This is a genomic window from Glycomyces sambucus, from assembly GCF_900102815.1.
GTDB classification, from domain to species: domain Bacteria; phylum Actinomycetota; class Actinomycetes; order Mycobacteriales; family Micromonosporaceae; genus Glycomyces; species Glycomyces sambucus.
This window is the reverse complement of record NZ_FNGF01000004.1, coordinates 300,294-325,174: the sequence shown is the minus strand read 5'-3', so window position 1 is coordinate 325,174 and position 24,881 is coordinate 300,294. Positions and strand designations below refer to the sequence as shown.

General features: G+C 73.5%; 27 protein-coding genes and 1 pseudogene. 10 read left to right on the top strand and 18 right to left on the bottom strand.

Annotated features, from left to right (window positions below; genetic code table 11):
* Positions 1–140: 140 nt before the first annotated feature.
* The 5 genes from tsaD to BLS99_RS13970 form a co-directional block, all read right to left on the bottom strand.
* A complete protein-coding gene (gene tsaD, locus BLS99_RS13990; RefSeq protein ID WP_091050575.1) occupies positions 141–1,184 on the bottom strand; it encodes a tRNA (adenosine(37)-N6)-threonylcarbamoyltransferase complex transferase subunit TsaD in 1,044 nt (347 codons plus the stop codon).
* A gap of 135 nt (positions 1,185–1,319) precedes the next feature.
* Positions 1,320–2,393, bottom strand: coding sequence for a serine hydrolase domain-containing protein (locus BLS99_RS13985; protein ID WP_091050568.1), 1,074 nt, complete (start codon positions 2,391–2,393; stop codon positions 1,320–1,322).
* The gene (locus BLS99_RS13980) at positions 2,390–2,959 is read right to left on the bottom strand and encodes a PadR family transcriptional regulator (protein WP_091050567.1); all 570 of its coding nucleotides are present in this window, start codon (positions 2,957–2,959) and stop codon (positions 2,390–2,392) included. Before BLS99_RS13980 ends, BLS99_RS13985 begins: the two co-directional genes overlap by 4 nt.
* A 152-nt stretch (positions 2,960–3,111) precedes the next feature.
* Positions 3,112–3,651 carry a GNAT family N-acetyltransferase gene (locus BLS99_RS13975; RefSeq protein ID WP_218126496.1) on the bottom strand — a complete coding sequence of 180 codons (540 nt, stop codon included), beginning with the start codon at positions 3,649–3,651 and terminating at the stop codon, positions 3,112–3,114.
* Positions 3,652–3,704: 53 nt separating this feature from the next.
* Positions 3,705–4,370 carry a TetR/AcrR family transcriptional regulator gene (locus tag BLS99_RS13970; protein WP_091050563.1) on the bottom strand — a complete coding sequence of 222 codons (666 nt, stop codon included), beginning with the start codon at positions 4,368–4,370 and terminating at the stop codon, positions 3,705–3,707.
* A 91-nt stretch (positions 4,371–4,461) separates the two neighbouring features.
* On the opposite strand from BLS99_RS13970, the gene BLS99_RS13965 reads away from it, so the two are divergent.
* Both BLS99_RS13965 and BLS99_RS13960 read left to right on the top strand, forming a co-directional pair.
* Complete coding sequence (locus BLS99_RS13965; protein WP_091050560.1) at positions 4,462–5,373, top strand: SDR family oxidoreductase; 912 nt, start codon at positions 4,462–4,464, stop codon at positions 5,371–5,373.
* Positions 5,374–5,419: 46 nt separating this feature from the next.
* Complete coding sequence (locus BLS99_RS13960; protein WP_091050558.1) at positions 5,420–5,860, top strand: VOC family protein; 441 nt, start codon at positions 5,420–5,422, stop codon at positions 5,858–5,860.
* 90 nt (positions 5,861–5,950) lie between these two features.
* Here the strand turns inward: BLS99_RS13960 and BLS99_RS13955 are convergent, their stop codons facing one another.
* Complete coding sequence (locus BLS99_RS13955; RefSeq protein WP_091050553.1) at positions 5,951–6,631, bottom strand: SDR family oxidoreductase; 681 nt, start codon at positions 6,629–6,631, stop codon at positions 5,951–5,953.
* A gap of 56 nt (positions 6,632–6,687) precedes the next feature.
* Here BLS99_RS13955 and BLS99_RS13950 point away from each other — a divergent pair, with 56 nt between their 5' ends.
* Positions 6,688–7,053: a winged helix-turn-helix transcriptional regulator gene (locus BLS99_RS13950; RefSeq protein ID WP_091050550.1), complete on the top strand. Its 366-nt coding sequence runs from the start codon at positions 6,688–6,690 to the stop codon at positions 7,051–7,053.
* Positions 7,054–7,062: 9 nt separating this feature from the next.
* On the opposite strand, the gene BLS99_RS13945 is transcribed toward BLS99_RS13950, so the two are convergent.
* The 3 genes from BLS99_RS13945 to BLS99_RS13935 all read right to left on the bottom strand — a co-directional run bounded on the left by BLS99_RS13945 (position 7,063) and on the right by BLS99_RS13935 (position 11,077).
* The gene (locus BLS99_RS13945) at positions 7,063–8,202 is read right to left on the bottom strand and encodes a cation diffusion facilitator family transporter (RefSeq protein ID WP_091050546.1); all 1,140 of its coding nucleotides are present in this window, start codon (positions 8,200–8,202) and stop codon (positions 7,063–7,065) included.
* Between the two features lie 262 nt (positions 8,203–8,464).
* On the bottom strand, positions 8,465–9,760 hold the full coding sequence (locus tag BLS99_RS26250; protein ID WP_091050544.1) for a hypothetical protein: 1,296 nt from the start codon (positions 9,758–9,760) through the stop codon (positions 8,465–8,467).
* Between the two features lie 105 nt (positions 9,761–9,865).
* Complete coding sequence (locus BLS99_RS13935; protein WP_143034799.1) at positions 9,866–11,077, bottom strand: wax ester/triacylglycerol synthase domain-containing protein; 1,212 nt, start codon at positions 11,075–11,077, stop codon at positions 9,866–9,868.
* A gap of 185 nt (positions 11,078–11,262) precedes the next feature.
* On the opposite strand from BLS99_RS13935, the gene BLS99_RS13930 reads away from it, so the two are divergent.
* From BLS99_RS13930 to BLS99_RS27775, 4 genes and pseudogenes are all read left to right on the top strand, one after another.
* Positions 11,263–11,721 (top strand): acyl-CoA thioesterase, encoded by a 459-nt coding sequence (locus BLS99_RS13930; RefSeq protein WP_091050539.1) that lies wholly within the window; start codon positions 11,263–11,265, stop codon positions 11,719–11,721.
* Between the two features lie 103 nt (positions 11,722–11,824).
* Positions 11,825–12,193 carry an ArsR/SmtB family transcription factor gene (locus BLS99_RS13925; protein ID WP_091050535.1) on the top strand — a complete coding sequence of 123 codons (369 nt, stop codon included), beginning with the start codon at positions 11,825–11,827 and terminating at the stop codon, positions 12,191–12,193.
* Positions 12,190–12,666 (top strand): annotated as a pseudogene (locus BLS99_RS27660) (SRPBCC family protein); the annotation flags it as partial. The gene BLS99_RS13925 and the pseudogene BLS99_RS27660, both read left to right, overlap by 4 nt.
* A 42-nt stretch (positions 12,667–12,708) precedes the next feature.
* Complete coding sequence (locus tag BLS99_RS27775) at positions 12,709–13,221, top strand: DinB family protein (RefSeq protein ID WP_425432617.1); 513 nt, start codon at positions 12,709–12,711, stop codon at positions 13,219–13,221.
* Between the two features lie 52 nt (positions 13,222–13,273).
* On the opposite strand, the gene BLS99_RS13915 is transcribed toward BLS99_RS27775, so the two are convergent.
* Together BLS99_RS13915 and BLS99_RS13910 are read right to left on the bottom strand one after the other, a co-directional pair.
* Positions 13,274–13,765 (bottom strand): AAA family ATPase, encoded by a 492-nt coding sequence (locus BLS99_RS13915; RefSeq protein WP_281243605.1) that lies wholly within the window; start codon positions 13,763–13,765, stop codon positions 13,274–13,276.
* A gap of 133 nt (positions 13,766–13,898) precedes the next feature.
* Entirely contained in the window at positions 13,899–15,311 is a 1,413-nt protein-coding gene (locus BLS99_RS13910; protein WP_218126495.1) for an MFS transporter, read from the bottom strand.
* 206 nt (positions 15,312–15,517) lie between these two features.
* On the opposite strand from BLS99_RS13910, the gene BLS99_RS13905 reads away from it, so the two are divergent.
* Positions 15,518–16,765, top strand: a complete 1,248-nt coding sequence (locus BLS99_RS13905; RefSeq protein WP_218126494.1) for a helix-turn-helix transcriptional regulator — start codon at positions 15,518–15,520, stop codon at positions 16,763–16,765.
* Positions 16,762–17,406: an alpha-ketoglutarate-dependent dioxygenase AlkB family protein gene (locus tag BLS99_RS13900; protein WP_091050519.1), complete on the top strand. Its 645-nt coding sequence runs from the start codon at positions 16,762–16,764 to the stop codon at positions 17,404–17,406. The genes BLS99_RS13905 and BLS99_RS13900 overlap by 4 nt, the downstream gene beginning before the upstream one ends.
* 362 nt (positions 17,407–17,768) lie before the next feature.
* Here the strand turns inward: BLS99_RS13900 and BLS99_RS13895 are convergent, their stop codons facing one another.
* Entirely contained in the window at positions 17,769–18,281 is a 513-nt protein-coding gene (locus BLS99_RS13895) for a hypothetical protein (RefSeq protein ID WP_091050515.1), read from the bottom strand.
* Positions 18,212–20,563 carry a heavy metal translocating P-type ATPase gene (locus BLS99_RS13890; protein ID WP_218126493.1) on the bottom strand — a complete coding sequence of 784 codons (2,352 nt, stop codon included), beginning with the start codon at positions 20,561–20,563 and terminating at the stop codon, positions 18,212–18,214. The genes BLS99_RS13895 and BLS99_RS13890 overlap by 70 nt, the downstream gene beginning before the upstream one ends.
* A 165-nt stretch (positions 20,564–20,728) precedes the next feature.
* Between BLS99_RS13890 and BLS99_RS13885 the strand changes: the two genes are divergently transcribed.
* Positions 20,729–21,157 (top strand): hypothetical protein, encoded by a 429-nt coding sequence (locus tag BLS99_RS13885; RefSeq protein ID WP_143034798.1) that lies wholly within the window; start codon positions 20,729–20,731, stop codon positions 21,155–21,157.
* 9 nt (positions 21,158–21,166) lie between these two features.
* On the opposite strand, the gene BLS99_RS13880 is transcribed toward BLS99_RS13885, so the two are convergent.
* The 5 genes from BLS99_RS13880 to BLS99_RS13860 form a co-directional block, all read right to left on the bottom strand.
* Positions 21,167–21,889, bottom strand: coding sequence for a class I SAM-dependent methyltransferase (locus tag BLS99_RS13880; protein WP_091050509.1), 723 nt, complete (start codon positions 21,887–21,889; stop codon positions 21,167–21,169).
* 48 nt (positions 21,890–21,937) lie between these two features.
* Positions 21,938–23,155, bottom strand: coding sequence for an RNA polymerase sigma factor (locus BLS99_RS13875; RefSeq protein ID WP_091050506.1), 1,218 nt, complete (start codon positions 23,153–23,155; stop codon positions 21,938–21,940).
* Positions 23,152–23,481, bottom strand: coding sequence for a YciI family protein (locus BLS99_RS13870; RefSeq protein WP_091050503.1), 330 nt, complete (start codon positions 23,479–23,481; stop codon positions 23,152–23,154). The genes BLS99_RS13875 and BLS99_RS13870 overlap by 4 nt, the downstream gene beginning before the upstream one ends.
* Positions 23,482–23,494: 13 nt before the next feature.
* Positions 23,495–24,094 carry a dihydrofolate reductase family protein gene (locus BLS99_RS13865; protein WP_091050500.1) on the bottom strand — a complete coding sequence of 200 codons (600 nt, stop codon included), beginning with the start codon at positions 24,092–24,094 and terminating at the stop codon, positions 23,495–23,497.
* Between the two features lie 179 nt (positions 24,095–24,273).
* Complete coding sequence (locus BLS99_RS13860; protein ID WP_091050497.1) at positions 24,274–24,879, bottom strand: DivIVA domain-containing protein; 606 nt, start codon at positions 24,877–24,879, stop codon at positions 24,274–24,276.
* Between the last annotated feature and the right edge of the window lie 2 nt (positions 24,880–24,881).

Sequence of the window (24,881 nt, the reverse complement as noted above, 5' to 3'; positions counted from 1 at the left end):
CCTTTCGGTGTGCGGACGGGCGCCGCGCCGGCCTCCGGCGCCCCGGTTCGCAGTATGCGGCCTCGGCGAACCGGTCGCCAGGACTGGAACTGTGGTGCTTTGTGGAATCTTTCCGCGCGATCGTGAAAACGGTGAACGGCTCACCGCACCGGGTGCAGCGAGGCGGCCGTGAGCGGGGCGGAGGAGTCGGCCGACAGGCCCGGCGGGGCCCACGGCGCGCCGGCGTCGACGAGCAAGGAGCCGACGGCGGCGATCATCGCGCCGTTGTCGGTGCACAGGCGCGGCGGCGGGACCCGCAGCGAGATCCCGCGTTCGGCGCAGCGGGCCTCGGCGAGGTCGCGCAGGCGCTGGTTCGCGGCCACGCCGCCGGCGATGACCAGGGTGTCCACGCCGTGGTCGGTGCACGCGGCGACGGCCTTGGCGGTGAGCGCGTCGCAGACGGCCTCCTGGAACGAGGCGGCGATGTCGGCCACCGGCAGCGGCCCCTCGGCGGTCTCGACCCAGCGGGCGACCGCGCTCTTCAAGCCGGAGAAGGAGAACCCGTACTTCCCGACGTTCGCGCGCGGGAAGCGGATCGCCTCCGGATCGCCGTCGAGGGCCGCCTTCGACAGGGCCGGCCCGCCCGGGTAGCCCAGGCCCAGGAGCCGCGCGACCTTGTCGAACGCCTCGCCCGCGGCGTCGTCGGCGGTGTCGCCGAGGTGCACTACGGGCGCGCGGGCGAGGTCGCCGAGCATGAGCAGCGAGGTGTGGCCGCCGGAGACGACCAGGCCGACGCTGCGCTCGGGCAGCGGCCCGTGTTCGAGCGTGTCGGCGGCGACGTGCCCGGCCAGGTGGTGGACGCCGATGAGCGGGACGCCGAGCGCGATCGCGTACGCCTTGGCGGCGGCGATCCCCACCGTCAGAGCCGTCGCCAGGCCCGGCCCGGCGGTCACCGCCACCGCCTCCACATCGGACTTGTCGACCCCGGCGCGCTCAAGGGCGGTCCGGACGGCCGGGACCATCGACTCCAGATGTGCGCGGGCCGCGACCTCGGGCACGATCCCGCCGAAGCGGGCGTGCGCGTCCATGCTCGTGGCGGTGCACTCGCCGAGCAGCTTCCCGCCCGCGACGAGGCCGACGCCGGTCTCGTCGCACGAGGACTCGATGCCCAGCACCAGGGCTCCGGGCGGCAGTGCGGTGCCCATGCGGCGGCTCCTCGTCGTTCGATGCGCGGTTGTTTTACGCGCGGTCGTTCATGCACGGTCGTTCAGTCACGGTCGGCGGCGCCGCGCTCACCACGCGACGGTACGCCCGGATCCTACTATCGCCAACTACTTGCATTAAGCGACCGGGGCGCGTCGCCCGAACTGCCCGGCCAGCCGCAGCAGGAGCGGGTACGGCAGGCTCCGCGGCCGCATCTGGTTGACGGTGCCCGCAAGGTAGAGGTCCAGGTCGGGGACGTGGTAGAGCACGCTGCCGAAGGCCCCGGAGTGCCCGATCATCGCCGGTGCGGGGGCGAGCGGCGACTGCCACCGCGGCAGCGCGAACCGCATCACGCCCATGCCGTACTCGATCGGTTCGAGGCGCGAGAACACCGGGTTCCAGTGCGCGGTCATCTCGGCGAGGTACGCCGCGGGGAACAGCTCGCCGCCGAGGAACGCGCGCAGGAGCCGGATCTGGTCGGCCGCCGTCGAGACGAGCGCGCCGTCCGGGGCGAACGAGGCGATCGCCTTCGGGATGCGGATCGCATTGCGGCCGTGGAAGACCGGCGCGACCTCGTCGTACCGGTCCAGGGTGTCCGGCGTGAACAGCCAGGTGTCCTGCAGCGCGAGCGGTTCGAGGACCCGCCGGCGCAGGGCCCGCTCGAAGCCCCCGGCGGTGGCCGTCTCCACGATGCGCCCGAGGAGCTGGTAGTTGGTGTCGCAGTAGTGCGCCCGCCCGGGCGCGGAGGGGGCGAAGCGGCTGGGGAGGCTCCGGGCCATCGCGAGGTAGTCCTCGAAGGTCCAGGCGCCGTCCTCGCGGAGGACGTCGGCGAGGAACGTGCCGCCGTCGGGGCGCCGCTGCTCGAAGTAGTCGGGGATGCCGGAGGTCTGGGTCAGCAGCTCGCGGACGGTGACGGCGGGGCCGAGGTCGCGGCCGTCGCGCACGTTCAGGCCCCGCATGACGTCCTCGCCGATGAGGTCGGCGGCGCGGGTGTCGAGCGTCAGCGCGCCCTCGTCGCGGAGCTGCATGACCATCGCGACGGTGGCGAGCTTGGTGATGCTCGCGATGAAGTACGGGCGCCGCGCCTCCCCGAACTCCCAGGTGAACCCGGTGGACGGCTGCGCGGCGGCGAGGCTCAGCGAGTGGACGGCGGGCTTGGCGGCGAAGCGGGCCGCGACGCGGTCGAGCCGGGCGGCGAGGGACGCGTTCACGGGGCCTCCGGCCGGTGCTCGTCAGTGTGCTTCTCGTGTATGCGTTTCTTGCCAATGCGCTGCTCGGTGGCGTCGAGCCACGCGAGTTCGGTCCTGGCCTGGGCGATGCCGTAGTCGAGCGTGGCCAGGCGCAGCAGGGTGCCGGTGTCCTCGGCGTGCTCGGGGACGGTGACCGCTTCGAGGGCCGCGAGCGCCTCGCCGACCTCGCGCCTCCGGTTGCGGAACAGGTCGCGGATCGCCTCGGGCGCCATCCGGTCGGCGAAGAACAGCCGGGCCAGGAACGGCTCGCGCGCGGGCGGCGTGCGCAGCGGCGACGCGAGCCACCGGTCGAGCTCGGCCAGGCCCTCGTCGGTGATCGAGTGCAGGTGGAGGTTGGGGCGCTCGTCCTGGACGACCGTGCGCCGCGAGGCCAGGCCGTCGTCCACGAGCCCGGCGAGGGTGCGGTAGACCTGCGACTGGTCGGCGGTCCAGAAGTGGCCCACGCTCTCGTCGATGGCCTTCTTCAGGGTGTACCCGCTCATCGGCTGGATGGCGAGCATCCCGAGGACGGCGTGCTTGAGTGACATGCCTAGATGCTAACACCTATATATGCATAGTCCAATAATGCTGAGCTGCGGTTGCAACGCGCCTCCTCGGCCGGCGTGATCAAACGCGGCGCCAGACCGTGCTCCTCGGGCCCGGTGCGTCCCGGGCTCGGCGTTGTCCGGCCTTGCCGCTCTCAAGGCTCGTCGTCGAACTCGACCGGCGTCACCGTGCCCGTCGCCCAGTCGCCGCGCAGGATCGCGTACGCGACCGCGTCGTGCAGCACGCCTTCGGCGTCGGGCCAGGCCCGGCGGTGGTGCCCCTCCTTCGCGAAGCCGCAGCGCAGGAACACCCGCCGCATCGCGGCGTTGTCCCGGCGGGTCGTGCCTTCGATCCGCTGGGCCTCGGGGAACTCGGTGAACACGTACGACGCGAGCCACTGCACCGCATGCGTGCCGACACCGCGGCCCCGGCTCGCCGCGCCGATGCGGAGGTCGAACAGCGGGGTGTCGTCGCCGATGTCGAAGAGGCGCAGCGTGCCCGCGGCCTTCCCGTCCACCAGGATCCAGAACGTGCGGGCCTCCTCGTCGTCGTAGTAGCCCTCGGCGACCCGCCGCAGCACGTCCGCCCGGTCGACCCGGCCCGAACCGTGGAAGGGCCACTCCTCGCCGGCGAGGAAGTCCGCCAGCGCCTCGGCGTCGGCTGCGGTGAATCGCTGTATCTCGATGTGCTCCACGTCAGCAGGCTAGTGCCGCGCGCGCTGCACGGCAACGCGATTCGCGGCCCGCCTCAGCCCTCGCCGCGGCGGGCGACCAGTCCTGAGATCACGAGTTCGATCGCGTGGCCGAGGGCCTGCGTGAAGTCGAGCCGGAACCCGGCGAGGGACGGGTCGGCGGCGTAGGCGGCGCGCACCGCCTCCGAGGGCTGCGAGTGCGGCCAGAGCGCGGAGGCGTGGACGAGGGTGACGACCACGACGTCGTACGCGTCCTCCGCCGCCAGTTCGGGCAGTGCCCGGCGCACGAGCGCCGTCAGGTCGGCCGCGGCCGCGTTCGCGGCGTGCTTGTGCCGCAAGGCCACATCGGTCGAGATGTTCCGCTCCAGGACCGCGGCCTGGGCGCTGGCGAGGTCGCACAGGACCGGCCGCGCGGCGATCGAGGCGGCCAGGGCCGCAGCGAGGGCGTCGCCGCGCTCGCGGGCCGTGCCCTGGGGGAGCGGGGCCTCCTTGAGCCCGTCGACCCAGTCGGCGAGCTCGGCGTTGAGCAGTTCGAGCAGGATCGCCTCGCGCGACTCGAAGTAGCGCAGCACGTTCGGCTTGGCGAGGCCGGCGCGGCGGCTCAGCTCGTTCAGGCTCAGCTTCGCGACCGGCATCTGGGTCAGCATCTCCCACGCGGTCTGGAGGATCTGGCGCCGCCGCGCTTCGCGCTGCTCGTCGGTCCGGGCTCGTTGGAAGGTCATCGCCCCATGTTACATACCGACGGTACCTTGATTGAGTACCGACGGTATGTTATGTTCGAAAGAAGATACCGCCAGTACGTAAGGAGTCGCGATGTACCAGGTCCCCGACCAGTCCGGCAGGCTCGCCGTGGTCACCGGCGCGAACAGCGGCACCGGCAAGGCCGCCGCCACCGCGCTGGCCGCCGCCGGCGCCCGCACGGTCCTTGCTGTCCGCACCCCCGCCAAGGGCGAGGCCGCCCGCGCCGACATCCTCGCCGCCCACCCCGGCGCCGACGTCGAGGTCCGCCGCCTCGACCTCGCCGACCTGTCCTCGGTCGCGGCGTTCGCGGAGGGCCTGATCGCGGACGGCGCCCCGCTCGACCTGCTGGTGAACAACGCCGGGGTGATGATGCCGCCGGTGCGGCACGAGACCGCGGACGGCTTCGAGCTCCAGTTCGGCTCCAACTTCCTCGGCCCGTTCGCCCTCACCGTCCGCCTGCTGCCGCTCCTGCTCCGGGCGCCCGCGCCGCGCGTGGCGACCATGAGCAGCGGCATGGCCGCCCGCGGCGCGATCCGCTTCGGGGACTTCGACTTCACCACCGGCTACCGGCCAATCCCGGCCTACGCCCAGTCCAAGCTCGGGAACCTGATGATGACCGGGCACCTCGCCGACCTGGCCGCCGCCCGCGGCTGGCCGCTGCTGTCCACCGCCGCGCACCCCGGCAGCGCCCGCACCAACCTCCAGACCACCGGCCCGACCATGGGCGGGCGCGCGCCGTTGCTCATCTCGGTCCTCGCCCGCATCATGCCCTCGCAGGACGCCGCGGGCGGTGCGCGACCGCTCCTGCGCGCGGCCACCGATCCCGATGCGGCCCAGGGCGCCTACTACGGACCCCGCTGGGGCCTGGTCGGCCCGGCCGTCCCGGCGCGGCTGCCGCGCCCGGCCCGGGACAAGGAGGTCGCGGCCCGGCTGTGGACCGAGGCCGAACGCCTCACCGGCACCGCCGTGCCCGCCGCGCGCTGACCCGCCCGCGCACCCCTGCGTCGCGGGCGGGCCCTACGCTCGGGGCATGGCTATCCAGCGCATGGACAACGTGCTCATCGTGGTCGAGGACCTGGACGCGGTCGTCGCCTTCTTCGTCGAGCTCGGGCTGACCCTCCAGGGGCGGGGCCCGCTCGAAGGCGACTTCGCCGAGCGGGTGATCGGGCTCGAGGACGTCCGGCAGGACGTGGCGATGCTGCGGACCCCCGACGGCGCCAGCGGGATCGAGCTGGCGAAGTTCCACCGGCCCGAGCCGGTCCGGTCGGAGCCGGTCGACGCGCCCGCGAACACGCTCGGCCTGCGCCGGGTCATGTTCGCCGTCGACGACATCGAGGACACCGTGGCGCGACTGCTCGCCCACGGCGCCGAACTCGTCGGCGAGATCGTCCGCTACGAGGACGTCTACCTGCTGTGCTACGTCCGCGGCCCCGAGGGCATCGTCGTCGGCCTGGCGCAGCAGCTCTCCTGACCGGCCCGGGCGGGGCGGCCACGGGCCCGAATGACCTTGCCTTTGAACAGCGTTGCCCCGGAACGGCGCTGTTCCGGGACAGGCCACCGGTCAGCGGTGGCGGGAGCCGCCGTCGACGTGGACCGTCTCGCCGGTGACCCAGCCGGCGCCGAGGAGCCACAGGGCGGCCTCCCCGACGTCGTCGAGCGTGCCGACCCGGCCGGTGAGCGAGGCCGCGGCGGCGCCGTCGTACAGGGCGCGGCGGCGCTCGTCCGGGAGCCGGTCCCAGGTGCCGGAGTCGGTGATTCCCGGTGCGATCGCGTTGACGCGCAAGGGCGCGAGCTCCACCGACAGGTGCGTCACGAGCGCCGCGAGCGCCGCGTTCGCGGTGCCCTTGACGACCGTGCCCGGCTTGGGACGCCATCCGACGATGCCGGAGAAGAACAGGAACGACCCGCCCTCGGGCATCGCAGGCGCGAAGTGCTTGGCCAGCAGCAGCGGGCCGGTGACCTTGGCGGCGAACGCGGCCTGGATCCTCTCTGCTTCGAGGTCGGCCACCGGTACGTCGTGGTGGGCCGACGCGGTGGAGACCACGTGGTCGAAGGCATCGAGCGACGCCGCGGCCCGCTCGATGGTCGCTTCGTCGGTGACGTCGATCCGGACCTCGGTCCCGGATCGCGCGGCCACGGTGACCTGGGCACCGGCCTTCGCCGCGCGCTGGGCGAGGTCGGCGCCGATACCGCGGGCGCCGCCGACGATGAGGATGCGCTTGCCTGTCAGTTCCTGCTTCATGGGCCCGACGGTATACAATCTATACCGGTATACGCAACGCTACCGGGAGGAGCCTGATGGGCAAGGCGTACAACGTGATGGCGGCGACGTGCCCGAGCCGCACCGTGCTGCACCGCATCGGGGCGCGCTGGACCGTGTTCGTGGTCAACGCACTCGAAGCCGGGCCGATGCGGTTCACCGGGCTCAAGGCCCACATCCGCGGCATCACCGCGAAGGCCCTCACCGAGACCCTGCGCGCCATGGAGGCCGACGGCCTGCTCGTGCGCACCGACCTCGGCGGCAACCCGCCGCACGTCGAGTACGCCCTCACCGACCTCGGCCGCTCCCTGCTGGTGCCGCTGCGAGCCGTGCGCCAGTGGGCCGAGGCGCACGTGCCCGACATCCTCGCCGCCCGCGAGCGCGCCGAGGCGCCCGCGGACTGACCTCGCCGGTCAGCGGTGGCCCGCCAGGACCCGGTGCGCGTCAGCGTGGTCCGCAGGGTCGATGTGGACGGTCGCGCGGGCGAGGTGCGGCACGGCGTGGATGAGGCGGTGCTCGGCGTCGACCGCGATGGCGTGGGCGGCCGTGACCGTGAGCGCGGCGTCGACGGCGAGGTCGACCTCGCCGTGGAGCCGGTGCCCGACCCAGCGCAGCCGCAGCGCATCGACGCGCCGCACGCCCGGCGTCGCCGCGAGCACCGCTTCGGCCGCGGCGACGGTGTCCGGGTCGACCGCGTCCATCAGCCGCCGCCAGATCTGGCATGCGGCGTCCTTGAGCACCAGCGCGATCGCGACCGTGATCGCCAGGCCCACGACCGGGTCGGCCCAGTCCCAGCCCAGCGCCACCCCGCCCGCACCGAGCAGCACCGCGAGGGAGGTGAACCCGTCGGTGCGGGCGTGGAGGCCGTCGGCGACCAGCGCCGCCGAGCCGATCCGGCGGCCGACCCGGATGCGGTAGCGGGCGACGAGTTCGTTGCCGCAGAAGCCGATCAGGCCCGCCGCGGCCACCGCCCAGAGGTGGTCGACCTCGGCGGGGTGCCGGAGCCGGTCGACCGCCGCGACCCCGGCGGCCACGGCCGAGGCGGCAATGAAGGCCACGATGACGATCCCGGCCAGGTCCTCGGCCCGCCCGAACCCGTAGGTGTAGCGGCGGGTGGCCGCGCGGCGGCCGAGGAGGAACGCGATCCCGAGCGGGATCGCGGTGAGCGCGTCGGCCACGTTGTGGAGGGTGTCGCCGAGCAGGGCCACGGAACCGGTGAACGCGACCACGACCGCCTGCGCGATGGCCGTCGCCCCGAGTACCGCGAGCGAGATCCACAAGGCCCGCAGCCCTTCCCGGCTCGACTCCAGCGCCCGGTCGGTCTTGTCGGCGCTGTCGTGCGAGTGCGGCGCGAGCAGGTGCCGCAGCCGGTGCGCCCGGCCGCCTCGGTGGTCGTGGGTGTGGTCGTGAGGCTCGCGGTCATGGTGCGCACGGTCGTCGTGGGCGTGGCCGTGCTGCGCATGGTCGTCATGGGCATGATCGTCGTGGGCACGGTCGTGGTCCTCATGACCGTGGGCCTCATGGCGGTGATGCGGGTGGTCGTGACCGGACATGGGTCTCCCTGGCTTCGACTCGGCGGCGGCAACCCTTCATTATATGCCGGTCTACCAGGCAAAACGCTCGCACTTGCCCGACCATGGCAACAGCACCCCCGTGCCGGGGCGGGCGCGCGCAGGGTGCAGGGCCCGGCGGCGGGTGGATCGGAGTTACCCCCGCGTGTAGTACGCAGCGCCCCCGAGGCCGATGGTGCCTGAGGGCGGCTGAAGCGGAGCTGAAGGACGGTCGTCCTCCGCCGGGCCCTGACTTCCCGTGTAGCTAGCCGATCGCGGGGTAGGTCGAGACGCCGCCGCTCGGGTCCTGGGCGATGCCCACGTACTCGTCGACGACCCACGGGGCGATCCCGGGCGCGGTCTCGGCGTCGGCGCCGGTGAGGGCGTCGAGCACGACCGGGCCGTTCTCCGCGTTGCCGTACACGGCCCCGTGCCAGACGGCAGTGATCCCGACGCTGGAGCGCTCGGGCGTCGGGTCGAGCTCCCACGCCCACTCGCCGGTCTCGGTGTTCACCGCGCCGAGCCAGCCCCAGGTGTCGTTGCACACCAATGTGGTCTGGCCGTCGAAGCGGCAGGTGCCGGAGTCGCGCTCCTCGGCCTCCAGGCTCGTGACCGTGCCGGTCGCGGCCTCGACCAGGTACAGGCCGCCGTCGATGTGGTCGTAGCCGCCGAACCCGTAGACGTACTTCGGCCCGGCCGGTCGCAGGTTCTCGTAGCCGAAGTCCGGCGCGTCCCACTTCACCGTGCCGTCGGCGACGGCCAGGCCGCTGTGGTGCCGGTTGAAGTCGCGCTCGCCGGGGATGCCGACGACCGTGTCGCCCGCGACCGCCTCGGTCGCGAAGACCTGCTCCCAGGCCACGGCCTGCGCGTTCAGGTCCACCGCGACGGTGTACGCCGGGTAGACGTCGAGGTCGACCACGACGACCCCGCCGGACTCGCCCTTGGCGACCGCGTTCGCGTACCGCCCTTCGGCGTCCTCCTCGGGGATGGGCAGCTCCGACACGACGCGGAACGCCTCCGCGCCGGTGGCCGCGTCGACCGCGACCAGTTCGAGGCTCTGGTGCGCCACGGCCGTGCCGACGGCCTCGCCGGTGGTCAGGAACGGCACCACCACGAGGTCCTTGCCGTCGAGGGTCACGACGATCGGCGCCTGGATCGGGTTGTCGCCCGCGAACACGGTGAGCGCGGGGTCCATGGGCGTGCCGGACTCGGGCACGATCGCGGGCAGCGCCTCCGCGGTGGCGGCGTCGACGATCTGGAGCCGGTCAGCGGAGGCGATGAACGCCTTCGTGCCGGACAGGGCCACCGGGAGCGGCTGGACGGCGTTGCCCGCCAGGTTGATGTTCCCGGCCGCGGCCTCCTCGGGGAGGGGGACGCCCGCGGCGGTGTCGAACCGCATCGGCGGGTCGAAGGGGTCGGCCTCGATCTCCTCGACGGCCTCGTCGGAGGTGGCGGCGGACTCCTCGGCGGGGTCCTCGATGGTGCCGCTCTTGTCGCTGCACGCGCTTGCGAGCAGCAGTCCCGAGGCGGCGAGGCAGCACAGCGCTGCTCTGATCTTCATGATGATGTCGTTCGCTTTCCTGCCGGGCACGGACGGAGAAACGCGGTCAGTGTAGGTCCCGATCGCCACCGCCCGGGCCCGTCGAGGCGGGCCGGTGCCCGCGGCTCAGGCCAGTGTCTCGACCGCCTCGCGCCACAGGTCCGGGAGGCCGTCGAGGCCGGGCATCGCGGGGTCGGTGACGAAGCCCGCGGTCGCGGTGTCCCCGTAGGTCGTCAGCACCGCCGCGGCCGGGATGCCGAGCGGCGCCCACATGACCGGTGCCGCGCCGGTGACGCGGGCGCCCCGGAACGCGAGCGGCCGTCCCACGGCGACGTTGGAGGCGAGCATCGCGGCGTGGGCGGGGCTCGTCACGGACCTGCGCACCGCGGCGAGCACCGGAACCGGGGTCAGGTCGGTGATGCGCCGCAGCGCCGCGCGCAGGCTCGCCGACCGCAGCGCGCCGGTGGCCTGTGCGGTCAGCGAGAGCCGTTGGGCCGCAGTGCGTTCGCCGCCCGGGAGTGCCAGCGAGGTGAGGATGACCCGGTTGCCGGGCGCGGCCTCCTCGCCCGGGCGGCGCAGGTTCACCGGGACCAGGAACGGCACCGCGGCCGGTGTCGAGGGCGGCCGCTCGCCCGTCCGCACCAGGGCGTGGGCGAGCGCGGCGAGGAAGACGTCGTTGACGGAGGCGCTGTGTCGCCCTGCGGCGCTGCGGAGGAGGTCGAGCGGCACGGTGCGCCACCGGTGCTCGCGCGAGCCCGAGAACCCCTCCGGGTGCGCGGTCCACGCGCCCCGCCGCACGGTCCCGCCGAGCAGGAGGCGCACCGAGGTGGCGAGGTCGCGGATCGTGATCCGCTGCGGCCGTGCGAACCCGGGGTACGCGGCCGACGCGGGCGCCTCCTCCGAGAACAGCGCCTCCAGAGTGTGGAGGATGCCGCCGCCGTCCTGGAGCGAGTGGTGGACGCGGAAGAGCAGCGCGAACCCGTCCGGGGCGTGGCCGTGCAGGAGGTGCAGTCGCCACGCGGGCTCGGGCAGCGGCGCGCCGATGAGCTCGCCGACGGCAGCGTCGAGCGATCCCGGTGCGAGCGTTCGCTCTTCCACATGAGACGAGATATCGAGGCTTTCGGCGATGCTCCAGCGCGACCCGGCGGGGGTGCTCCGCAGCGCCGGCACCGTGGGCAGCCGCTGCGCGACGTGCGCCGCGACCTCCTCCAGGCCCGGCACCGGCCCCTCGCAGTGCAGGACCATGCCGACGTGCGGCAGCGTCTGCGGCGAGATCGCCGGGCTCCGCCGCAGCGCCCGGTCCATGGCCCTGCGCGGCGCGGTGCTCCTCTCGTTCACAGCCGCAGCATAGGAGACTCCGATCCCCGGTTCCTGGCGCCCGCGGCCCGCCGCGCGGGTCCGGTAGGCGGTGCGAGAGTGAACCAAAGTGGTGAATAGATGTCAATGACCGTTTTCTGGGTCGGATCGTGCGAAGGTATCCCGGCTCATCGCGGGCATCGCAGACCAGTGGAGGGGACGAGGACATGGAACAGCGCCAAGGACGCGCGGAGGCGACCGGCGGGCAGGTGCACGTGTGCGAACGCCATCTCGGACTCGGCGACCTGGACTGGCTCGGCCACGTCAACAACGTCCGGATGCTCGAGATGGTCCAGGACGCCCAGGTGCGGTGGTGCTACCTCGAACGCGAGGCCGGTGTGGTCGCCGCGCCCTGCTTCGTCTACGCCGGCCACGAGATCCAGTACAAGCGCGAGCTGACGCTGCGCACCGCGCCGGTCCGCATCGAGACCCGCGTGACGCGGATCGGCCGCTCCTCGCTGCACCTGGCCAGTCGCATCCGCGACGACGAGGCCGTCTACTGCGAGGTCGCCTCCGTCGCCGTCGCCATCGACACCGAGCGGCTCCGGCCGCGCCAGCTCAGCGACGGCGAGCGCGAGTACTTCGCCCGGTTCGCGGCGGCCGAGCCCGCCCTGAGCGGGGTCTAGCGGCTTCTCGGGCGGCTTCCCGTGCGGCTTCCTCAACCGATCGGTTGACAACGGTGCCCGGCGGCGGTACCGTCGTATTCAACCGATTGGTTGAGGAAGTGACGTGGAACAGAGCGCAGACCTGCTCGACCGGGCGTTCGCCGCGCTCGCCGACGCGACCCGGCGCGGGCTCGTCGCCCGCCTGGCCGTCTCGGACGCGACCGTGAGCGAGCTGGCCGAGCCCTACGACGTGAGCCTCCAGGCGATCTCCAAGCACGTGAAGGTGCTCGAAGAGGCCGGCCTGGTGACCCGCAGCAGGGACGCCCAGCGCCGGCCCGTGCACCTGAAGGCCGAGGCGCTCGACCTGATGTCGACCTGGATCGACCGGTACCGCATCGAGGTCGAGGAGCGCCACCGGCGCCTCGACGACCTGCTCGCCCGCACGGCCGGACCCGAGGACCAGCCGCCCTGCCGGAAGAAGGACCAGACATGACCGCGAACAAGACCGAGATCACGGCCGACCCGAACGTGCCGTCGATCGCGATCACCAGGGAGTTCGACGCCGCGCCCGAGCGCGTCTTCCGCGCCCACACCGACCCCGGCCTCTTCGCCCAGTGGATCGGGCCGCGCTCGATGACCACCCGGATCGTCCGCTGGGACGCCCGCACCGGCGGCGAGTGGGCCTTCGCCAACGACCGCGGCGGTGCGGAGGTCGCCGCGTTCTACGGCAGCTTCCACGAAGTGCGCGAAAATGAGCGGATCGTGCGCACCTTCACCTTCGAGGGCGACCCCGACGCCGTCGCCCTGGAGACGCTCGAGTTCGAGCCGACCGGCGACGGGCGCACCCGGCTGCGGGCACTGAGCCTGGTGCGCGACTTCTCGACCCGCGACGGCATCCTCGCCTCCGACATGGAGACCGGCGTGGGCGAGGGCTTCGAGAAGCTCGACGAACTCCTCGGCGACGGCCCGGCCGGGCGCCACGCGCGCGAGGCCGTCCCGCTCACCGCGCTGGTCGAGTCGGCGGCGCCCGAGGACTGGTCGCGCCGCAGCCCGGTCGCCGACTGGGCCGCCGTGGACGTGGTGCGCCACCTGGTCGAATGGCCGCGCGACTTCCTCAAGGGCGCGGGCATCGAGCTGGAGGCGCTGGACGTGGACGCCGACCCGGCCGCCGCCTGGCGCCGGCACGTCGCGGACATCCAGGCGATCCTGGAGGCGCCCGGCGGGCGGGTGCTCAGCAACCCGAACACCGGCGACAGGCCGGTGGACGAGGCGATCGACGAGTTCTACACGCCCGACATCTGGATGCACTCCTGGGACCTCGCGAAGGCCCTCGGCCGCGACGTGGACCTCGGCGAGGAGCGCTGCCGGGCGGCCCTCGCGAACATGGTCCCGATCGAGCCGATGCTGCGCGCGAGCGGCCAGTTCGGCACCGCCGCGTTCCCGGTCGGCGAGGACGCCACCGCGCAGGACCGCATGGTGGCCTTCATCGGCCGCGACCCGTACTGGAAGCCCGCGAGCTGACCCGCGTTGTCGGCGGCCGGGTGCGCTCCCGGCCGCCGCTTTCACTGCGCCGTCACGCCTCCAGCGAAGGATCCACGAGGGCGGCGAGCGTGGCGACGACGTCGTCCAGGGAGCGGGTGGTGTCGATCTCGACGGTCGCCGTCTCGCGGAGCACGGGCTCGAACTCGGTGAGGTCGGCGATGACCCGGAGGCGTTCGGCGGGGCTCTTGCCGTACGGGTTCGCGTCGCGGTCGGCGATGCGCTGGAGCACCACCGCGACCGGCGCGCTGAGCAGCACCACGTCGTCGAAGCGGGGGTAGAACCGGCCCTGGTTCCACACCGTCCCCGCGATGAACAGCGGCTCGCCCGACAGCTCGTGGACGCTCAGGAGCGCGTCGATCCGGTCCTCGACCCACATCCGCTCGGTGCCGGTCCCGTCAGGCAGCGGCGCGAGCTCGATCCAGCCGCCCTCATCGGTGTCCACAGTGGTGTGACCGAGCTGCGCGAGCCGTTGCAGGACTGTAGATTTGCCCGTACCCGACATTCCGGTTATCAAGATCGCCACCACCCTCCGAGCGTATCGGCCGCTCGCGGCACGCGCACCGGCACCCGGACATCTGTTCGGACCGCTTCCCGCCGAGACCGTCCGAAAGCGGTCACGGGAGGCGCGCCCTCCCAGAGGGCTTGCAGCGACCGGATCAGCGGCCGTCGCGCAGTCGCAGGCTCAGCCCGAGATTCACCACGGCTGAGAGGGCCTGGGCGGCGATCGTCCAGGCGAACGCCTCGCCGATGCCGATGCGCGGCAACAGGTGCAGGAACAGCGCGCCGAGGAGCGCGATGCCCGAGGCCATCGCGATCTGCTGGCCCGTGCCCATCGCGCCGCTGCCCACGCCCGCGCGTTCGGGCGGCACGTCAGCGAGGACCACCCGGAACAGGACCGGGAGGTGCATGCCCTGCCCGAAGCCGACCACCGCGAGCGGCAGTGCGAGCCACAGCACCGTGGTGAGCGGCGCGGTGGTCGACCACGCCGACGCGACCGCCCACACCAGGCCGGCGAGCCCGGCCAACTGGATGCCGATGCCCACCGTGACCGCCCGGCCGCCGAGGCGCGGCGCCAGGCGCGGGCCCAGGACCGAGCTGGCGAAGAACGCCACCGCGTACGGCACCAGCGAGCAGCCGGCGGCCACCGGCCCCAGTCCCAGGCCGTTCTGGAGCGAGACCGCGGCGGTGAACAGGAAGCCGCTGAACCCGGCCATCGACAGCATCATGACCGGCACGCCCCGGCGCATCCCCGGCAGCGCGAGCAGACTCGGCGGCAGCAGCGGCACGCGGCCCGCGCGCTCGGCCCGCCGCTGGGTCGCCGCGAACGCCCAGGCCGCGACCGGGAACGCCGCCAGGCACACCCACGCCCACACGGGCCAGCCCGCGGCGCGGCCTTCCGTGAGCGGCGCGAGGAGCAGCACCATCGCCGCACCGAGCAGGAGCGCACCGATCCGGTCGGGAGGCGCGGGCCGCTCGGAGCGCGTATCGGGGACGGTGCGCCGCAGCAGGACCGCCGTCACCGCGACCAGCGGCACGTTGATGAGGAACGCGGCCCGCCACCCGGTGCCGGCCACGTCGGCGGCCACGAGGAGACCGCCGAGGACCTGCCCGAACGCCAACGCGACGCCGACCGTGGCGCCGAACATCCCCATCGCGCGGGCGCGCTGCGGACCGGAGGTGGTCGCCTGGATCGTCGCCATGCCCTGCGGGAGCAGCAGCGCCGCGGCGGCACCCTGGGCGATGCGGGCCGCCACGAGCATCGCCGGGGAGACCGCCAGCCCGCACAGGAGCGAGGCGGCCCCGAACCCGATGAGGCCCAGCACCATCATGCGGCGGCGCCCATGCGCGTCGCCGAGGCGTCCGCCGAGCACCATGAGCGCGGCATACGACACCGCGTACCCGGCGACGACGAGTTCGAGCGCGGCCGGTGCGGCGCCGAGCTCCGCGCCGATCGAGGGCAGCGCGACGTTGACGATGAACGCGTCCATCGTCGACAGCACGGTGGCGAGCAGCACCGCGAACAGGCCCGCGCCGGACAGGACGGGCCCGGACGGCGCCGGGGCGGGCACCGGGGGCGGTGCGGTCGAAACCGGTGTATTCGAGAACGGGCCGGTCGAGGAAGGTGCATTCGAGGACAGTGCATTCGAGAACGGTGCGGTCGGGATCTGCGTCATGCACCGAGCTTTGGCCGCCCCCGGTCCGGGTACCTGATCGCCGTTATCCGGGGACTGGAACCACCTGGCTCCGCCCGCCCGCGCGAGGCATGCTGGAACGCATGGCAACCTCGACCGCAGCCCGCGCCCTGCCGCCCGCCTCCCCGCGGCGGCGCGAACTGGCCGACTTCCTGCGCTCGCGCCGCGAACGGCTCACGCCCGCGCAGGTCGGCCTGCCGCCGGGTCGGCGCCGCCGCACCCCCGGGCTGCGCCGCGAGGAGGTCGCGCAGCTCGCCTCGGTCGGCATCTCCTGGTACACCTGGCTCGAACAGGGCCGCGACATCAGCGCCTCCGCCCAGGTCCTCGACGCGGTCGCCCGCGCCCTGCGCCTGGACGCCTCCGAGCGCGCCCACCTGTTCACGCTCGCGGGCGCGGTCGACCCGGTCCCGCGCGCGTTCCGCTTCGAGGTCCCGGACTCGGTGCGCGCCATCCTGGAACGGCTCGACCCGTTCCCGGCCTCGGTGCAGAACCTCCGCTACGACCTCCTCGCCTACAACCGCACCTTCGGCAACCTCCTGTGCGACCTCGACGCCCTCCCTCCTGGCGACCGCAACTGCATGTGGCTGGCGTTCACGAACCCCGACTGGCGGGCCGCCATGGTCGAGCGGCGCGCCACCCTCGAACTCATGGTCGCCAACTTCCGCAACGCCGGCTCCGCCCACTTCGACGAGCCGCAGTGGAGCTCGATGGTCGACCGCCTCCGCGCGGCCTCCGACGAGTTCTGCGAGATCTGGGACCGCCACGACGTGGCCGCCGAGGTCAAGCCGGTCAAGGTCTTCCGCAACCGGTTCGTCGGCGAGGTGCGCTTCGCCGCCGAGCGGATGTGGTTGCAGCCCAAGTACGGCGTGCGCATGACCGTCTTCAGCCCCGCCGACCCCGAGACCGCGACCCGCCTCACCGACCTCCGCGCCCTGATCGATGCCGATCGCGCGGCCTTGGGCCGCCCCACCGTTCCTCTCGCCGAGGTCGGCACCGCTCACGGAACCGCCGTCGACCGACGATCCCCGCGGGCGGGCTCAGCGGCCCCGCGGGTCGGAACAAGGACGTCCCGCGGCGACTCGACCGACCCGTGCACCGGATCGGCTGTTCCGCAGGCCGACTCGACGACATCGCGGGCGGGCTCAGCGGCCCTGCGGGTCGGAACAAGGACGTCCCGCGGCGACTCGACCGACCCGTGCACCGGATCGGCTGTTCCGCACGCCGACTCGACGACATCGCGCGTGGGCTCAGCGGCCCTGCGGGTCGGAACAAGGACGTCCCGCGGCGACTCGACCGACCCGCAGACCGGGACGGCGGCTCCGAGCCGGTGAGCGGCGAGCTGTTCCCGCGCTCCCGCACCGAGGTCGCCCCCGGGGCGGTGCTCGTGCCGGACTGGCTCGGCGCCGATGAGCAGCGCGACCTAGTGGCCGCCTGCCGGGACTGGGCCCGGCACCCCGCGGGCATGCGCACCGTCCACACGCCCGGCGGCGGCACGATGACCGCCAAGCAGGTCTGCCTCGGCTGGCACTGGCGCCCCTACCGGTACTCGCGGACCACCGACGACGGCGCCCCGGTCAAGGCGTTCCCGCCCGAACTCGGCGACCTCGCCCGCCGCGCGCTGGCCGCCGCCTACGACGAGCCGCCGCGACCGGCCTACGACATGGCGCTGGTCAACTTCTACGACGCCGAGGCCCGCATGGGCATGCACCAGGACCGGGAGGAGCGCTCGGACGCCCCGGTGGTCTCGCTGAGCCTGGGCGACACCTGCGTCTTCCGCTTCGGCAACACCGAGACCCGCACCCGCCCCTACACCGACCTGGAACTGCGCAGCGGCGACCTCTTCGTGTTCGGCGGCCCCTCACGCCTCGCCTTCCACGGCGTACCCCGGATCCTGCCGGGCACCGCCCCCGCCGGCCTCGGCCTCACCGGCCGCCTCAACCTCACCCTCCGCGCCAGCGGCCTCGACCCCTGACCCGAACCGATGGGCGTGGCGCCCGCGACCGGTGGGCCGAGACGGAGCGGTGGACCTCGAACCGCACCGCAGCGAGCCGATGGGCGACCGTTCCCGGTTGCCCGAGGAGCCGAACGGCGCCGCCGTCCGCTCCCGCTGGACCGTCGACCGGCCGGCCCGACGCCCGCCTCCGGGCGATGAGTCCGCAGAAGATGCAGAGGCCGACTCCCGCCAGGAGCAGGAACGCCCGGGCCCTGGGCGGGCCCGGGCGCGCTGCTCGGATCGTGTCGGTTTCCAGTGCCGACGCTCGGACGCTGTCGGCTTTCAGTGTCGTTCTCGTGGTTCGCATTGCGGGCCTCCGTTCTCGCGGCTCCCGCAGAAGGCTACGTACCGGCCGGGACCGGCGCACCTGCCGAAAGTTCGGACCTGCCCCTGTCGAAAGTCAGGGTGCGGGTCTCCCGGGACCCCCGGTAGTGGTCGAGCATGCGGCGGCCGATCCACGTCAGGGCGGCGGCGCCGTCCGCGACGTCGACCCAGCCGCGGTCCACCGCGACCGCGGAGGCCGCGCGGTCCAGGAGCCGTCCGCCCGCGCGGATGCGCACCCGGCCGCCCCGGTCGTACCCCGCGGCGAGCCCGCCGGTGGCCGCCAGCCGTTCGAGGAGACCCCACTGCCACGCCGCGGGCGCGTCGGCGACCTGTGCGGGTGTGAACGTGACCCGGTCGGGGAACCCGGCCCGCTCGACCACGAGGCGCCGGTCGCCCTCGACGCGGACCTCGAACCCGGCCCTGACCGCCTCGGCGAGCTGGGCGCAGGCGAGGGCGGTGTTCATCTCGACGCGGCCGCCGCGGTTGGAGAACCGGATCCAGGTGGCGGTGGTTCCGGTCGTGGTTCGCATGTGCGCCAAGGGGTCGTGCTCCTCTCTTCCGGCACGGCCGCGATGCGGGCCGTACTCGAACTCCGGGACGGGATACCCGAACGGACACAGGTTTCCACATGCGTACGACACCTGCGTAGTGAAATTCCTTGCAGCGCTGCGGATCTCGCCCGGGGAAGCACGAATTCCCAGGTGGCGGGCGATAACCGGTCCAGGACGGCCGCCACGCTCGCCTCGGGCCGCAGGTCTAGGCGGCGCAGCAGCTGCGCGTTCAGGGCCACCACGATCGTGGACAGCGACATGAGGATCGCCCCCACCGACATCGGCAGCACGAACCCGACCGGGGCGAGCACCCCGGCCGCGAGCGGGACCGATATGAGGTTGTACCCGGCCGCCCACCACAGGTTCTGCCGCATCTTCCGGTAGGCCGAGCGGGACAGCTCGATCACCGACAGGACCGACCGCGGGTCGTCGCCGGCGAGGATGACCCCGGCCGCGGCGATGGCGACGTCGGTGCCCGCACCGATCGCGATCCCGACGTCGGCCGCCGCGAGCGCCGGGGCGTCGTTGACGCCGTCGCCGACCATCGCGACCTTGCGCCCCTCCGCTTGCAGCGCCTGCACCTTCGCGGACTTGTCCTCGGGGCGCACGCCCGCGAAGTACCGGTCCACGCCGAGGTCGGCCGCGACCGAGGCGGCCACGGCCTCGGCGTCGCCGGTGATCATGACGACCGCGATCCCGAGTCCGTGCAGGGCGTCGACGGCCTGCCGGGACTCCGGGCGGACCTCGTCGGCGAGTGCGACCGCGCCGACGACCTCGCCGTCGCGCAGCACGTGCAGGATGATCGCGCCGCGCCCGCGCCACTCCTCGGCGACCGCCAGCTCCCGGGCCGCGGCGTCGTCGAGGAGCCGGGGGCCGCCGACGCGGACCTCGCGGCCGTCCACGGTCGCCGTCACACCGACCGCGGGCGCCGAGGCGAACCCGGTGGCGGTCGGGACCTCCAGGCCGCGTTCGGCGGCGGCCCGCACGATGGCCTTCGCGAGCGGGTGCTCGCTGTCGGACTCCGCGGCGGCGGCGAGCGCCAGCACCTCGTCGGCGCCGAGCCCGGCGGCCGGTTCCACGGCCGCCACGACCGGCTCGCCCTTGGTGAGCGTGCCGGTCTTGTCGAACAGGACGGTGTCGACCGTGCGCATCGACTCCAGGGCGAGGCGGTCCTTGACGAGCACCCCGCCGCGCGCGGCCCGCTCGGTTGCGATCGACACGACCAGCGGGATCGCCAGTCCGAGCGCGTGCGGGCAGGCGATGACGAGGACGGTGATGGTGCGGACCACGCCCGCATCGGGCTCCCCGGCCAGCGCCCACACGGCCGCCGTGACCGCGGCGGCGCCGAGCGCGAACCAGAACAGCCATCCGGCCGCGGTGTCGGCGAGGCGCTGCGCCCGCGACGAGGAGTTCTGGGCCTCCGCGACCAGGCGCTGGATGCCCGCGAGCGCGGTGTCGTCGCCGGTGGCGGTGACCTCGACGCGCAGGCCGGAGTCGGTGGCGACGGTCCCGGCCGTGACCTGCTCGCCCTCGCCGCGGGGGACGGTGCGGGACTCGCCGGTGACCATCGACTCGTCCATCTCGGCGCGTCCGGCGGTCACGCGGCCGTCGGCGGGCACGCTGCCGCCGGGGCGCACCACCACGATGTCGCCCACGCGCAGGTCGGCGGGGGCGACGGCGACGATCCGGCCGTCCTCCACGCGCTCGGCCTCGTCGGGCAGGAGCGCGGCGAGGGAGTCGAGCGCGGAGGTGGTCTGCGCGAGCGAGCGCATCTCCAGCCAGTGGCCCAGGAGCATGATGGCGATGAGGAGCGCCAGCTCCCACCAGAAGTCGAGCTCGTGGTGGAGCAGGCCGAGGGTCGCGCCCCAGGACGACGCGAATGCGACGGTGATGGCGAGTCCGATGAGGAGCATCATCCCGGGCTTGCGCGCCCGCAGCTCCGACACGGCCCCGGTCAGGAAGGGCGCGCCGCCCCAGACGTACATGACGGTGCCCAGGACCGGCGAGACCCACGTGATCCATGCGGCGTCCGGGAGCTCGTAGCCGAGGAGCATCGCGAACATCCCCGAGGCGGCCGTGACCGGTACGGACAGCACCAGCATGATCCAGAACAGGCGCCGGAACCGCGCGACGTGGTCGCCGTGCCCTGAGTGACCAGGACCCCCTGAGTGCCCGGTGTGCGGGCCGTGGCCCGCCCCCTCGTGTTCCGGGGCCTCGCCGTGGGAGGCGTGCTCGTGCGATCCGTGCCGCGCGTGGTCCATGTCCGCACTTCCTCGATGCCGGGGGTGATATCCGAATGATGCGTGAAGGCCCGCGCCCGGGTGCGGGTTCGCCGCGATCGGTCCGCGGCGCACCCGCGGCCGCGCACGGCTCCGCTAGGGTCGGGGCGGCGGACGCGAAGGCCGCCCGAACCGAGGAGGCGCCGCATGCAGCCGGGACCAGCACGGCCGGGACCGCACGTCGTCGTGGTGCGCCGCAAGTGGTTCGGCTCGACACTGGTCGCGCTCTGCGGCGCGCTGGTGGTCTCCGGCGGGGTGGTCCTCGCCTTCGGCCTCGACAACTACGGCGGGTACGGCTTCGTGGTCTCCGGGGCGATCTTCATCGCCACGGGCATCGCGCAGCTCGCGCGCCCGTTCATGCTGTTCGACCCGGCGGCGTCCGAACTCCGCCTGGTCAACCTCCCCGGGTTCAGGGACCGCGTCCTCGGCGCGCCCGCGGGGGAGCGGCTGTACTTCGACGGGCGGTCGGTCATGCGGGTGCTGCCCGACGGCTCCCACGTTCCCGCCCCGACCTGGCCCGCCCGCCGCGCCGACCTGGCGCGCGTCATCGCGCTCCTGCCCCACCGCACGCACTAGCGAACGCGCTCAGGGCTTCTCCAGGACCAGGAACAGGAAGCACAGGAACGCCGAGTCGGGCTGCTTGACCTGCTCGGGGAACTTCTCGTGCGCGTCGGGGGTCGGGTGCGGCTCGCCGACGACCGCGATCCGGAACCCCGCGTCGGTGAACTCGTTCATCACCGCGTGCAGCGGCCGGTGCCAGTGCGACAGGACCGCGGTCTGGTCGCCGAAGGTGTACTCCTCGGCGTACTCGTGGACGGTGAAGTAGTTCCCCTCGGGGTGGATGACCTTGTAGACGAAGGGGTGGTTGACCGCCACCACGAGCCGCCCGCCCGGCACCAGGACGCGCTTCAGCTCGGCGAGCGGCCCCGACCAGTCCTCCAGGTAGTGCAGGACCAGGGAGGCCACGGCGAGGTCGAACGCGCCGTCGGCGAACGGCAGCGGGTCGTTGAGGTCCCCTTGCAGGAGCAGCGCGTCGTCGCCGAGGCGCCCCCGCGCGAGTTCGAGCATCTTCGCGCTCGGCTCGACGCCGGTGACCTCCGCGCCCCGCTCCCGCAGCGACGCGAAGAGGGGACCGGGGCCGCAGCCGACGTCCAGGACGCGCCGCCCGGCCACGTCGCCGGCCAGGTCCAAGACCGCGGGCAGGGTGTAGTGGGCGTTGATGAGGTTCGACTCGGTATCGGCGGCGTACGCCTCGGCGAACGCGTCGTAGTCCGTGGTCGCCGCGGTGGTCTCGGGTTCGGATGCCATGCCCGCCATCCTCACACGCCGCGAGCGCCACACGCGTCCAGGTCCGTCTCAGCCCTGGAGGCCGTCGCGCCGCCGCTGGAGGAACGCGGTCTCGGCGGTGTTGCCCGCGAGCGCGATCGCGGCGTCGTAGGCGTCGCGCGCCTCCGCGGTGCGGCCGAGGCGCCGCAGCAGGTTCGCGCGGGCGGCGTGGAACCCGTGGTAGCCCGCGAGGTCCGGTTCGAGGGCGTCCACCAGGGCCAGGCCGACGTGCGGCCCGTCGCACTCGCCGACCGCGACGGCGCGGTTGAGCCGCACGACCGGCGAGCCGTCGAGGCGGACGAGCTGGTCGTAGAGGGCGACCACCTGCGTCCAGTCGGTCGCGTCGCCGTCGGTGTGGACGGCGTTGACGGCCGCGAGGAGCTGGTACCGGCCCGGTGCCTCCCCGGAGGCCAGGCGCTCGCGCACGAGCGCGTGACCCTCGGCGATGCGGGCGGCGTCCCAGCGGCTCCGGTCCTGCTCGTCCAGGGGCACCAGCCCGCCCGAGGCGGACACGCGGGCGGCGCGGCGCGCGTCGGTGAGGAGCATGAGCGCGAGCATCCCGGTCGCCTCGCCGTCGTCCGGCAGCAGCTCGTGGAGCAGGCGTGCGAGCCGGATCGCCTCGGCGGCCAGGTCGTCGCGCACGGGCGCCGTGCCGGGCCCGGTGGCGAGGTACCCCTCGTTGAAGACGAGGTACAGGACCGCGAGGACCCCGGAGACCCGTTCGGGCAGGTCCGCGGCCGACGGGATCCGGTAGGGGATCCGGGCCGCCGCGATCTTGGCCTTCGCTCGGGTGATGCGGGCGCTCATCGCCGTGTCCTGCACCAGGAACGCGCGGGCGATCTCCGGGACGGCGAGGCCGCCGACCATCCGCAGCGTTAGCGCCACGCGCGCCTCCATCGCGAGCGCGGGGTGGCAGCAGATGAATATCAGCCGCAGCCGGTCGTCGTCGACGGCGCCGAGCGGTTCGGCAGGGGCGCTGCTCACGAGGCGGGCCTCCCGGTGCTTGCCGTCGCGTTTGCTGTCGCGGCGGATCTGGTCGATGGCCTTGCGGGTGGCGGTCGTGGTGAGCCACGCGCCCGGGTTGGGCGGGACGCCGTCCTCGGGCCAGCGCTCGGCGGCGGTCGCGAACGCCTCGGCGGCCGCGTCCTCGGCGGTGCCGAGGTGCCCGAACCGCTTCGCGAGCGTCGCCACCACCCGCGCCCACTCCTCGCGGTGGGCGCGGGTCAGGGCCTCTCGGGCGTCGCTCATCCCGCGTAGAGGGGGCGCACTTCGAGGCGGCGGTTGCACGCCTTGGAGCCCTCGGTCATGAGCGCGAGCGCCGCGTCGAGGTCGGGCGCCTCGATGATCCAGAGGCCCGCGGCCCACTCCTTCGTCTCGGCGAACGGCCCGTCGGTGAGGACCGGGGACTCGCCGCGGCCGTCGACCACAGTGGAGGCGGTCGGGTCGGCGAGGCCGCCCGCGAAGACCCAGTGGCCGCCGGCGCGGAGCCGGTCGTTGAACGCGTCGATCGCGACCATCTCCTCGTCGGTGCCGGAGTTGCTGCGGTGGTCGATGACGTTGACCAGGTATTGCATGTCGATCGCTCCTTTACTTCGCGTCGCGGCGCTTGGGCCCGACGCCCTCGGGGACCTCGCCGTGGAGGTGCGGAATGTACACGAGCTTGTGAGTGCGCCCGTCGAGGACGGTGGACTCGACCAGGTCCAGGTCGAACTCGGCGCCGCCGTGGAAGAGCGCCGCGTCGCCGGCGCGGCCGGCGATCACCGGGAACACGGTGACCTCGATGCGGTCGACGAGCCCGGCCGCGAGCAGCGCCCGGTTGAGCGCGATGCTGCCGTGCGAGCGCATCGGGACGTCGGTGGTGGCCTTCAGGCGCTCGACCGCGGCCACGGCGTCCTCGGTGAGCAGCGTCGAGTTCCGCCAGCCCAGCGGCTCCTCGAGCGTGGAGGAGAAGACGAGCTTCGGCAGCTCGTTCAGGCGCTCGTAGTACGGCTCGTCGTACTCGACCACGAACTCCCGGAACTCCCGGAACGTCGTGGCGCCGAACACGAGGACCTGGTCCTGCGCGAACTTGCCCGCCAGCTCGTCCAGGAGCTCGGGGCCCTCCTTGCCCCAGTACCCGGGCCAGCCGTGCGCCATGCCGTAGCCGTCGAGGGTGCTGAAGAAGTCGACGGTGAAGGTGGTGCTCATGATGGTGCTCCTCTGCCGCGCCGCCCCCGATGGGCGGCCTCACCACTGCTACGAACACGGACCGCCCGGATCGACAGGTCTCCCGGATCTTATTTTCCCGGCGCGCGCCGCGGGCCGGGCGCACGAGAACGCGCCCGCTCCGGACGGAGCGGGCGCGTGGAGGTCTGCGGGGCGGGCGGTCACGCCTCCCGCTGGAGCTTCGCCACCTCGTGCTCGAGGCCCTGGCGGGTCAGCCGCAGCTGCTCCTCGGCGACCTCCACGGCCTCCAGGAAGCTGCGGGCGCGCACGAGCTGCCTGATGCGGTCCTCGGCCTCGCGGTCGCGCCGGCCCTCGTTGTCGCGGCGGTACTCGGCCACGGCCCGGTCCGCCTCGTCCTTGGCGCGCTCCTGCGTCTGGCGCATGAGTTCCGACGCCTGCGACCGCGCCTGGGCGATGATCTGCCGGGAGTAGTGCTGCGCCTGGTTGACGTAGCTCTCGGCCTGCTGCTGCGCCTGCGAGACCAGGTTGACGGCCGTCGAGGTCGGGGTCGCGGGGACGGGGGCCTGCAAGCGGAGGGAGCTCTGCTGCGACTGCCAGGACCGCAGCGCCTCCTTCAGCTTCTCCGCGTCGGTCCGCAGGGCGGCCTCGCGCTGGTCGCGGCTGGCGAGCTCGTCGGCCACGAGCTCCAGGAAGCGGTGGACCTCGTCGGGCTGGTATCCGCGCCGGGTCAGGCTCGTCATCGAGAACCTGGCGTTGTTGACCTGCCCGACGGTGACTTTCACATCGCGTGACCGGTAGTTGTACATGA

Bases quoted from the DNA above. Each gene is read 5' to 3' on its own strand.
- tsaD (WP_091050575.1), bottom strand. From the start codon at position 1,184: ATGGGCACCGCACTGCCGCCCGGAGCCCTGGTGCTGGGCATCGAGTCC.
- BLS99_RS13980 (WP_091050567.1), bottom strand. From the start codon at position 2,959: ATGTCACTCAAGCACGCCGTCCTCGGGATGCTCGCCATCCAGCCGATG.
- BLS99_RS13970 (WP_091050563.1), bottom strand. From the start codon at position 4,370: ATGACCTTCCAACGAGCCCGGACCGACGAGCAGCGCGAAGCGCGGCGG.
- BLS99_RS13965 (WP_091050560.1), top strand. From the start codon at position 4,462: ATGTACCAGGTCCCCGACCAGTCCGGCAGGCTCGCCGTGGTCACCGGC.
- BLS99_RS13960 (WP_091050558.1), top strand. From the start codon at position 5,420: ATGGCTATCCAGCGCATGGACAACGTGCTCATCGTGGTCGAGGACCTG.
- BLS99_RS13955 (WP_091050553.1), bottom strand. From the start codon at position 6,631: ATGAAGCAGGAACTGACAGGCAAGCGCATCCTCATCGTCGGCGGCGCC.
- BLS99_RS13950 (WP_091050550.1), top strand. From the start codon at position 6,688: ATGGGCAAGGCGTACAACGTGATGGCGGCGACGTGCCCGAGCCGCACC.
- BLS99_RS13945 (WP_091050546.1), bottom strand. From the start codon at position 8,202: ATGTCCGGTCACGACCACCCGCATCACCGCCATGAGGCCCACGGTCAT.
- BLS99_RS26250 (WP_091050544.1), bottom strand. From the start codon at position 9,760: ATGAAGATCAGAGCAGCGCTGTGCTGCCTCGCCGCCTCGGGACTGCTG.
- BLS99_RS13930 (WP_091050539.1), top strand. From the start codon at position 11,263: ATGGAACAGCGCCAAGGACGCGCGGAGGCGACCGGCGGGCAGGTGCAC.
- BLS99_RS13905 (WP_218126494.1), top strand. From the start codon at position 15,518: ATGGCAACCTCGACCGCAGCCCGCGCCCTGCCGCCCGCCTCCCCGCGG.
- BLS99_RS13895 (WP_091050515.1), bottom strand. From the start codon at position 18,281: ATGCGAACCACGACCGGAACCACCGCCACCTGGATCCGGTTCTCCAAC.
- BLS99_RS13890 (WP_218126493.1), bottom strand. From the start codon at position 20,563: ATGGACCACGCGCGGCACGGATCGCACGAGCACGCCTCCCACGGCGAG.
- BLS99_RS13885 (WP_143034798.1), top strand. From the start codon at position 20,729: ATGCAGCCGGGACCAGCACGGCCGGGACCGCACGTCGTCGTGGTGCGC.
- BLS99_RS13880 (WP_091050509.1), bottom strand. From the start codon at position 21,889: ATGGCATCCGAACCCGAGACCACCGCGGCGACCACGGACTACGACGCG.
- BLS99_RS13875 (WP_091050506.1), bottom strand. From the start codon at position 23,155: ATGAGCGACGCCCGAGAGGCCCTGACCCGCGCCCACCGCGAGGAGTGG.
- BLS99_RS13870 (WP_091050503.1), bottom strand. From the start codon at position 23,481: ATGCAATACCTGGTCAACGTCATCGACCACCGCAGCAACTCCGGCACC.
- BLS99_RS13865 (WP_091050500.1), bottom strand. From the start codon at position 24,094: ATGAGCACCACCTTCACCGTCGACTTCTTCAGCACCCTCGACGGCTAC.
- BLS99_RS13860 (WP_091050497.1), bottom strand. From the start codon at position 24,879: ATGTACAACTACCGGTCACGCGATGTGAAAGTCACCGTCGGGCAGGTC.